At 37.8% G+C, this 10105-nt stretch carries 9 protein-coding genes; 6 read left to right on the top strand and 3 right to left on the bottom strand.

Annotated elements, in window-relative coordinates:
• The first annotated feature begins 102 nt into the window (after window positions 1-102).
• Entirely contained in the window at window positions 103-495 is a 393-nt protein-coding gene (locus tag IMO47_RS12695) for a hypothetical protein (RefSeq protein ID WP_227552396.1), read from the top strand.
• A gap of 273 nt (window positions 496-768) precedes the next feature.
• Here IMO47_RS12695 and IMO47_RS12700 read toward each other — a convergent pair whose 3' ends face one another.
• A complete protein-coding gene (locus tag IMO47_RS12700) occupies window positions 769-1467 on the bottom strand; it encodes a TIGR04219 family outer membrane beta-barrel protein (RefSeq protein ID WP_196075424.1) in 699 nt (232 codons plus the stop codon).
• A gap of 138 nt (window positions 1468-1605) precedes the next feature.
• Here IMO47_RS12700 and IMO47_RS12705 point away from each other — a divergent pair, with 138 nt between their 5' ends.
• The 4 genes from IMO47_RS12705 to IMO47_RS12720 all read left to right on the top strand — a co-directional run bounded on the left by IMO47_RS12705 (window position 1606) and on the right by IMO47_RS12720 (window position 5761).
• On the top strand, window positions 1606-3054 hold the full coding sequence (locus tag IMO47_RS12705; protein WP_196075423.1) for an aldehyde dehydrogenase family protein: 1449 nt from the start codon (window positions 1606-1608) through the stop codon (window positions 3052-3054).
• A 55-nt stretch (window positions 3055-3109) separates the two neighbouring features.
• On the top strand, window positions 3110-3700 hold the full coding sequence (locus IMO47_RS12710; RefSeq protein WP_196075422.1) for a DUF1287 domain-containing protein: 591 nt from the start codon (window positions 3110-3112) through the stop codon (window positions 3698-3700).
• Between the two features lie 428 nt (window positions 3701-4128).
• Complete coding sequence (locus IMO47_RS12715; RefSeq protein ID WP_196075421.1) at window positions 4129-5607, top strand: sodium-dependent transporter; 1479 nt, start codon at window positions 4129-4131, stop codon at window positions 5605-5607.
• A gap of 10 nt (window positions 5608-5617) precedes the next feature.
• Window positions 5618-5761 (top strand): methionine/alanine import family NSS transporter small subunit, encoded by a 144-nt coding sequence (locus IMO47_RS12720; protein ID WP_196075420.1) that lies wholly within the window; start codon window positions 5618-5620, stop codon window positions 5759-5761.
• Between the two features lie 52 nt (window positions 5762-5813).
• Here the strand turns inward: IMO47_RS12720 and rsmB are convergent, their stop codons facing one another.
• Window positions 5814-7121: a 16S rRNA (cytosine(967)-C(5))-methyltransferase RsmB gene (rsmB, locus tag IMO47_RS12725; protein ID WP_196075419.1), complete on the bottom strand. Its 1308-nt coding sequence runs from the start codon at window positions 7119-7121 to the stop codon at window positions 5814-5816.
• Window positions 7118-8077 carry a methionyl-tRNA formyltransferase gene (gene fmt / locus IMO47_RS12730; RefSeq protein WP_196075418.1) on the bottom strand — a complete coding sequence of 320 codons (960 nt, stop codon included), beginning with the start codon at window positions 8075-8077 and terminating at the stop codon, window positions 7118-7120. Before fmt ends, rsmB begins: the two co-directional genes overlap by 4 nt.
• Before the next feature lie 787 nt (window positions 8078-8864).
• Here fmt and IMO47_RS12735 point away from each other — a divergent pair.
• On the top strand, window positions 8865-10105 hold a 1241-nt coding region (locus tag IMO47_RS12735), incomplete at its 3' end, for an ESPR-type extended signal peptide-containing protein (RefSeq protein ID WP_277922763.1).

The raw sequence follows: 10105 nt of genomic DNA on the forward strand, positions 1-10105 counted from the left end.
GCAAATGAAAGAAAAGAAAAAGATGAGATGAAACAACAAGAAAAATTGGAAGATCAAGAAGCAGAATAAGAAAAAATAAGGAAGATAGAAAGAGTCGAGCGATTGAACCAGCCGTTTCTTTATGCTAAAAATAAAATTATTATGATAAAAACAGTTAATAATATGTTGATTTTCCAATTTTTCTTTACCGATTATGACGGTGAAGAGGTTTTACCTGCTCAAACACAATATGCATCTATAGATGAAATCATCGAACTTATGCAATCGATTTTAATTCGGCCAGAAAACTTTTTAGGGATCGTTGATAAAAATGATCGAACCTTGCAGTTTATTGTGAACTCTGACTATTCATTAGACGCAGATATCCCTATACCTGATCAAAAAGGATCTTATACAAAAACAATAAGTTTGCATGAAGCAGTTAAACTGGTTCAAAAACAAACTGAACTCATTCAAATTGATGCTATTGAAGGAATGGCTTTTATGAAGTGGTAAGTTTTTACTTTAATTGCTTTTAGTCTGTTCAAAATAAAAAACCTCAGACATCCATGCCTGAGATTTTTTGTATTGGTTCTGAGGTATAACTCCTGTCGTACCTTTCGCTATCCTGCGTTATCGTCCTATCTTATTCTTATTTTTAATGGAAACTTCCTGTTTCCTGATGTGTTTATAGTATTAAAATTTAGCTGTTCTGCCTATACGCATAATTCGGCAGATTATGTAAGAAAATGCCGACATAGTCAGCATTCAAAGTTATGCTCTCGTTCATTAAAAGTGTGCATTGAGGCCTATATATGGACCTTTAAAATCTAACTTGTACTTAATATCATCTTTATCAGCATCAATATTCACATAGCGATAGCCTACTTTAGCACCTACGTCTAAAAGCAAACTTTGTACAAAGTTATATTGAAGTTCTGCTTGTACGTCCGTTAATTTAGCATCCCCATTACTCCCGAGGATCATTTCCCCTTTGGTACTTAAACCTGTAAAGGGCAGTTTTCCACCTATAGATGCATAGGCGATAGGTAAATTACCAGACATAGTATAGTTCACGTATTGCAGTGCATCATATTGTTTAATATCGCTATCAATATTTGCAAGACCAAAACCTATATCTGCACTCACAATATTATCAAGTATTTCATAATATAAAATATAGTCAGTATTAGTGAATTCAACTTTATCAGAACTGAATGCGCCATTGTTATTGTTCGTAGTACTGTCTAAATTGGTATATTTGATTTTTACATTGGGTAAAAGTGGAACAGGATGTTCAAATGCGATTGAAGCTTGAATGCCATTATCCCGATCAATATCATTATTACCGCTTAATGGTTTGGTGTTTTCAATTTTTCCATCGTAAGACCAGTAACTTACATCACCTGTTAAACCGATAAAATCAGCTTGGGCCAATGAACTTAGACCCAGCGCTGCAATAAATAATGGCAATTGAATAGATTTCATATTTCCTTCTTGATGAAATAATTTTTCATCTGATATTTTTGTTACTTAAATAGGATTCAATACAACATAAACTGTGGGCATGATATAGGGGTTTATCAAATTTTGCATTATTAAAAAAGATGAAATCGAGGATGTAACATGAGTGAGACTATTGATGATACAGTGATTGAACTACCGCTTTATGTCGCCAATAAAGCGATTAAATCAGGGCAATGGCTTGAAGTTAATGACAAGTTTTCTGGAAAAACATATGCAAAAGTTGCTTTGGCGGATACAAAAATTTTAGAAAAAGCGATCAGTGCTGCAGTGAAAGCTGAGAAGGAAATGGCAGCACTTAAGCCCTTTCAAAAGCAGAAAATTCTCCTACATTGTGTCAGCCGATTTAAACAACTTCGTGAGGAATTAACGCAACTTCTAATAATTGAAGGTGGAAAGCCGAAGCAGGCTGCCGCAGCGGAAGTTGAAAGATTGATAAATACCTTTCAGATTGCGGCAGATGCTGTATCAAGTATCAGTGATGGACATTTAATACCATTGGCTGTAACGCCTGCTGCATCTAATTATCGTGGAATGGTACAACATGTTCCAATTGGTGCAATATCTTTGATTAGCCCTTTTAATTTTCCGCTGAATTTAACGGCACATAAAATTGCTCCTGCGATTGCTGCAGGTTGTCCATTTGTACTTAAACCTGCAAGTTTGACACCAATTTCTGCCTTGAAGATTGCAGAAGTTTTGGCAGAAACGGATTTACCCAAAGGTGCATTTTCAGTTTTGCCATGTCCACGGGAACATGCCGATGTATTGGTGACTGATGATCGTTTCAAATTATTAAGCTTTACTGGTTCTGATCAAGTGGGCTGGGATATGAAAGCGCGGGCAGGTCGTAAAAAAGTCACCTTAGAGTTGGGTGGAAATGCTGCTGTTCTTATTGAGCCAGATACAGAGCTAAATGATGCTCTGTTTGATCGAGTGATCAGTGGTGCATATAGCCATGCAGGTCAAGTCTGTATCAGTGTGCAACGTATCCTTGTTCATACTGATATTTATACAGAGTTTAAGAAAAAATTCGTAGCCAAACTGAAAAAGATCCATGCAGCAGATCCACGTTTAGAAAGCACCATAGTTGGACCAATGATTAAAGAATCAGAAGCAGTTCGATTAAAGAAATGGCTTGATAAAGCGGAGAAAAAAGGTGCAAAAATTTTACTTGGTGGTACCTTAACAGGCGTTTTATTCGAACCCACATTACTTGAAAATGTTGATGATTCACTTGAGATTTACCAAAATGAGGCTTTTGGTCCTGTGGCAATTTTAGAAAAATATAAAAATTTTGAGAAAGGTGTGGAGATGATCAATAAAAGCCGTTTTGGTTTACAGGCAGGGGTATATACCCAAAATCTTAATAAAATGCTTTACGCATGGGATCATTTGGAAGTAGGTGGAGTGATCATCAATGATATACCAACGTTTAGAGTTGATAATATGCCGTATGGCGGTGTTAAAGATTCAGGTTTAGGGCGTGAAGGTATTCAATATGCAATTCGTGATATGCAGGAAGAACGGTTGCTTGTGATCAAACAATAAGCCATATTAAAAGGGGCTTCGGCTCCTTGTTTTGTTAATTTTAAAAGAGTTAAAAATGATAATAAAAGTTTTCCATCAGTTCATTTTATGGTTTTTTCTTTCATTACTGAGTCTACAAACTTGGGCATTTCAGGCTGAAAAACTGGTGAATGATGCACGTTCGCAAATCTGGAAAACCTTATATTACGATCCAAGTTATACCCAACTCAAATATCCAATGGGTGATGTGCCATTGGTCAAAGGCGTGTGTACCGATGTGGTTATTCGCGCTTTACGCCATCAAGGAATTGATCTGCAAAAACAAATTCATGAAGATATGCGCAGCAATTTTAAAAAATATCCGCAAAAATGGGGTCTAAAAACCACGGATAGAAATATTGACCATCGGCGTGTACCCAATATCATGACTTATTTTCAGCGACAGGGCTATCAAGTGAGTGATCAGAAATATCTGGCTGGAGATATAGTTACTTGGGATTTGGGCAAGGGGTTAACCCATATTGGTATCATTTCAGATAAAACAACGATGCTATCCAAAACACCTTTGGTGATTCATAACATCGGCTATGGAACACGTGAAAATGATATTTTATTTAGCTATAAAATCATTGGGCATTATCGTTTACCCAAAAACCTAAGCCCATAGTAGATCATTTTCACAAAGAAGTTTTGGTATATCTGAGTAAGGTTTAAATTTATAAATTTTGATTGGCGGAGGTGATAAACGATCCTTCGCTGCAAACATAACAAAATTTTGTGCAATCAGCCCATCATTTATGAAATCTGATAAAAAAATAGCCATGGGTGATAAACGGTATGTAAAACTAAACAAAATATTCACAAATTACAGAAAAAGCCAAGCAAAACAGGTATTGTGGTTGCATTAAACAGTTGTTGTGTTAAAGGGCTTTAACCAAGAAAATTTGGCAAAACAACTGGTTTGGAATAACAACAAAGTGCTCAAAAGGTGCTGTTTTATTCGAACAACAAAATTTTAAAATTGGTACTTCTTTTGCTCGCAGATGACAATGAAAAATAGCAGCATTGGAGGACATCTACAGAATTAGGTGTTTTATGACAGAATCTCGTGAAAACTGGACATCACGATCAGGTTTTATTATTGCAGCTGTTGGATCGGCTGTTGGTTTAGGAAATATTTGGCGTTTTCCTTACGTCGCTTATGAAAACGGTGGTGGTGCGTTTTTAATTCCTTATTTGATTGCATTGATTACCGCTGGTTTACCGTTGTTATTTTTAGATTATGCGACAGGACATAAAAGTAATAATTCACCGCCTAAAGCTTACCGTGCTTTGTTTAAAGGAGGTGAAACTTTAGGCTGGTGGCAAGTCTGTGTGTGTATCATTATTGGCTTATATTATGCCAGTGTACTGACATGGGCCGGCAGTTATGTGTACTTCTCGATTGGTCAACTATGGGGAAGTGATCCTGAAAACTTCTTCTTCAATACCTACTTACAAACATCAAAAGCAACAAGTTTTGATTTTCAGTTTGTGGGGCATCTATTTTGGCCTATCGTGGGAATCTGGGCGCTGACACTGATCATTCTTTTTGGCGGTGTAAAAAAGGGTGTTGAATTCTCCAATAAAATTTTCATGCCCTTGCTGTTTATTCTATTTACTATTCTTGTAATTCAGGCATTACGTTTGCCGGGTGCGGTACAAGGTCTAAATGCATTCTTTACTCCAAACTGGTCTGCAATGTGGGATTATAAAGTTTGGTTGGCGGCATTTGGTCATACATTCTTTTCACTCTCGGTCGGTTTTGGAATCATGGTAACCTATGCTTCGTACCTTAAACCGAAAACCAATTTGACAGGTTCTGGTCTAATTGTTGGCTTTGCCAATGCTTCTACCGAAATCTTGGCAGGGATTGGTATTTTCGCTGCGCTTGGTTTCATGGCATTTGCAGCAGGCAAGCCTGTTGATCAAGTAGTGAGTGGTGGTATTGGTTTGGCATTTATTGCTTTCCCTAAAATCATTTCAAGTCTGGGTGCCGGTGCTGATTTATTTGGCTTATTGTTCTTCTCGTCTTTGTTTGTGGCAGGGATTTCTTCAATGGTGAGTATCCTTGAAGTGCCGATTGCAGCCATGCAGGACAAGTTAAAATGGGGACGTAAAAAGGCCGTTACAATTATTGGTGGTGGTAGCGCTGTCGTTTCAATTTTCTTATTTTCGAGTGTGAATGCAATTAAGCTGGTAGATATTGTCGACCACTTTATCAATAATATTGGCATCATTGGTGGTGCACTATTGTCAATCATTGCAGTGGCGTGGTTTAAACGTTCGGCATTGATTGAGTTACGTGATCATGTGAACCGTATTTCAACTGTTCAGCTCGGTAAAGGTTGGGATTTCACTTTAACCGTCATCACCTCTTTAATCTTACTCGTCACCTTGTGTATGACCATTTTTAGTTTGATTAAGAATGGCTATGATACGTATAGTACAAGTATGTTGATGTTGTTTGGTTGGGGCAGTGTCATTTTCTGTGCTGTGGTGGCTTTAGTCCTCAGCAAAATGAAAGATCGATAGGAGCGGCAAAATGAATACATCGGCAATTATCATGATGATTATTTCAATGGTGTTTTTATGGGGAGGATTAGTTCTCTCTATCCTGCATTTGATGAAAAACCCAGAAGACTTAGATGACGTTTTGGAAGAAGTCAAAGATCATCACACACTTTAAAATTTCAACATCAAAAAGCAGGCACTAGACCTGCTTTTTTTATTTCAACATTTTAAGCGACTTTTTTGATTCGGCAGTAATAAAAACCATCGCCATGGTTCGTTTCTGGAAGCAATTGACGACCATGAATTTGTTCAATTCCCCAATCAGCTTCAATCTTAATCTCTTTAGCATCTGCATGCTCAGCAAAAAAATCAATCATCTGTTGTTCATTTTCAGCTTTCAAAATAGAGCAGGTAATGTAAAGCAGTGTTCCACCGACCTTAAGCTGTTGCCACATTTGATTTAAAATTTGCTTTTGCAGATCTACGGTCTGTTGAATATCCGTTGATTGACGCAATAAACGGATATCTGGATGACGACGCATCACACCAATCGCAGAACAAGGTGCATCAAGGACAATACAGTCCGCAGGCACTGGGCTTACCCAAGTTGTGGCATCTGCTGTGACGATGTCTACATCTGCATAAGCATTTAATTCAAGGCGTTCCAAATTTTCTGAAACACGTAATAGACGTTTCGCATCATGATCAAGCGCGATTAATTTTTGAGGATTAAACCGTTCTAAAATATGCGCGGCTTTACCCCCAGGGGCTGCACAAGCATCAATAACAACTTGGTCATCTAAGTTTGGTAATAAGGTTGCACAGAGTTGAGCATGTTCATCTTGAACAGAAAACCCACCTTCTTCAAAGCCAGGTAAGTGAGTAATATTACCAGTTTGTTCCAGAACAATACCGACATCTGAAAGTTCACAAGGTCGGGCATCAATCTGTTCTTCCTCTAAGATTTCCAGATATTCATCACGGCTGATTTGACGCTCATTGACACGCAAGGTGAGTGGAGCAACTTGTTTTAAATTTTGACAGATTTCATCCAGTTGACTCGGCCAATCTTTTTTAAGACGTTTAAACAACCAGCTTGGTAAACCATGCGTTTGATTCAGTGCAGTTTGAAATTCAGATGTTTCACGTGAAACACGACGAAGAATAGCATTAACCAATCCACTCATCGGCTCAAAACCTAGCTGTTTAGCAGCATTGACTGTTTCCGAAATGGCTGCATGTGCCGGGATACGTGTACATAAGATTTGATACAACCCGAGGTACAGGCAACTTTCGAGCGCTTCATTGTCTAATGGTTTGGTCAGTAAGGGTAAAGTAACCGCTTTTAATGAAAACCATTGGCGTAAACACCCCAAGGTGAGTTCATGATACAACGCACGATCACGTTCAGAAACAGTATTGATATGTTGATTCAATACTGAAGCCAAAGACTGACCATTTTGCACGGCAACAAGGGTTTTAATGACTTGCGCACGCAAATTCAAATTTTTTGCTGTAGATTGAATTTTGCTCATGCGAATAGATGTCCTACTGAAAGTTTATGACCTTGTATAATTTGTATCGGGTTAACAGCCTTACCACCGGGCCACTGTAGGCTGGTTAAACAAACGACACCTTCACCACAGACAACATGTACGCCTTGTTTATCCATCTGGATAATAGTTCCAACCGCTTCTCCATTGCCAATGACATTGGACAGTTGCGAGTTCCACACACGCAAGTTATTGTTTTCATCGATCGGGGTAAATGCGACAGGCCAAGGATTAAATGCGCGAATATTACGGTCAATTTCAATCGCGGACTGAGTCCAATCAATTTGTGCTTCAGTTTTTGTAAGCTTATGGGCATATACCGTAAACTGCTCATCTTGAACTTCACGGGTGTCTAAGTATTGTTGTAATTTTTGTTCTGATTCAAGCACTGTGCAGATTGCTTCTGCACCTTGGCTGGCAAGTTTATTATATAGACTTGCCGACGTGTCTTCTGCCGTGATTGGGCAGTGGGTTTTATACAGCATATCACCTGTATCTAAACCCGCCGCCATTTTCATAATCGTAACGCCTGTTTCAGTATCCCCTGTAGCGATTGCACGCTGAATGGGTGCAGCACCACGCCAACGAGGCAATAATGAACCATGAATATTTAAACAGCCATATTTAGGCGTATCTAAAACAGTTTGAGGCAAGATTAAACCATAAGCTGCAACGACCATAACATCTGCACCCAATGCAGCAAGTTCTTGTTGGGCGAGTAAACCTTCTTCAGTAGAGGATTTGAAATGAAGCGGCTGATAAACAGGTAAATTGTTTTCTAGTGCAAGTTGTTTCACGGCTGAAGCTGTCAATTTTTGTCCACGACCTGACTTACGGTCTGGTTGAGTATACACAGCGACGATTTCGTGGTCAGTTTGAATAAGTGCTGCCAATGCTGAAGCTGCAAATTCGGGTGTGCCTGCAAAAATGATCTTCAAAGGTTGTGCTCAGATTAAATTTTAAAACCAATTATAGCAAACATGGTTCTGCGGTGGGATTTTCAAATGAAAATTTGATTTGCTGCAAATGTGAAAATTCAAAATATCATTTTGCAAGAAAGCCATTTATTGATGATTTTTAACGGATCGATCATCCATAAATCCGCGATTGTTCTTTTAATGAATAAACGTAATGATATTTTAATCATCGTATAGATCAATATTGTTAATGTGATTAAAGTCACTTTTTTGGGCTGTATTTTATGAAAATTAGAACCACTGTTCTATGTACAGTTGTTACCTGTTTAAATAATGATCATTTTATATTGTGAAGTTTTTCTAAATAAAAACGATAAATATCATTCAAAAAAACACAGGGCAATGAAAAATAAAAATAAAAATCTATTTAGAAAAATTGTAAGTAGAAAGAATGTAAACTTAATAAAATATTATTTTGATAATTACATCACACTTATTTTTAACAAATGTGACAAAATTTGTCACATTATTCATTAACAATAATGTGATTTTAGTAAAACTTTATAATACTGAAGATAAATATAACTATATGTTTTTTAAGTGTAAAATATTTAAAATGCAAAATAATATAGCTTAATTTTAAAAAAATTAAACCAATTGGTTTAAAAGTTAAAAAAAGTGAAATATATCTCATTTTTTTGATTGCTTTAATTGTATGTAAATTGTTAAATAAAAAAAATTGTACATTTTATATGCATTGCTAAAGCAGAACCTACTGCTAAAAATGCATCTCCTAAGGAAAAGTGATATGAATAAAATCTACAAAGTGATTTGGAATGCGACTTTGTTGGCATGGGTTGCAGTATCTGAATTGGCAAAAGGGAAAACCAAATCTACAACATCGAAATCTAAAGCAAAGTCTATAGCATCTTGTGTAATGGTTGGTAGTTTGATATTGACAACACCTGTCTCTTTAATTGCAGCTACTGTCCAAGTTGGGGGGGGGACTAATACAGGAACAACAGCTACAGCTTCTACGAATTGCGCAGATTTATATAATTATCAAAATCCTGAAAACTCTGGATCTGGAGCCACTGGCAATTATAATGCAGGAAACCCAAGTGTTTGTTCGATTGCTATTGGTGAAAATGCACAAGGCGGTACTTCTGGAGCTGGAGGATCTTCAGGAATAGCGATAGGTGGAAACTCTAAAGCTACTGGCGGTTTATCTGTTGCTATAGGCGGATATGCTCAGGCAACAAACGTGGGAAGTTTTGCTTTAGGTACTGCAGCCTTATCAAGTGGTTTTAACAGTTTAGCAATATCACGACAAGCGGCCGCAACGAATAACTATTCAATAGCTATAGGTACTACCTCAGTTTCAAAAGGAGTTGGTTCGATTGCTATGGGGCACTCAACCAATGCTTCTGGAGATCAATCAATAGCAATTGGCAGCTCGGATGCTGTTAATTCAGCATCAGCAACAACCACATATGATGGTGTAACGAACACTCAGGCATCTGGTAGTAAATCGATTGCTATTGGAGCAAGTGCGAAGGCATCAACTAATAACAGTGTTGCCCTGGGAAGTGGATCTACTACTTCTGCTGTGACTGGCACAGGATTCTTAACATCACAAGCTGCTCCTACTGTTGGAGCTGTATCTGTTGGTAATGGTACAGCAACAGGAAACCGCCGTATTCAAAATGTTGCGGATGGTTCGGCAGCTTCAGATGCTGTAACAGTCGCACAGTTAGATAAAGCATACGATGATGTACATACAAATCTAAAAAATGTTCTAGGTGGAAACGCAGCTTATAATGCCACTACTAACACTTACACAGCTCCGACAAATATCGGCGGAACAGGTAAAACGACAATTGATGATGCGATTAAAGCAAGTCAACGAAGTGTTACAGCTGGTTCCAATATTGTCGTTACACCTACGACAGCTGCTGATGGGTCGATATCATATTCAGTTGCTACAAGTGCAACACCAACGTTTTCAAGTGTAACAGTAAACAATGCACCGACAGCAGGTACAGATGC

It is taken from the genome of Acinetobacter sp. Res13-Abat-PEC15-P4-01, assembly GCF_015676285.1.
Lineage (GTDB): Bacteria > Pseudomonadota > Gammaproteobacteria > Pseudomonadales > Moraxellaceae > Acinetobacter > Acinetobacter nematophilus.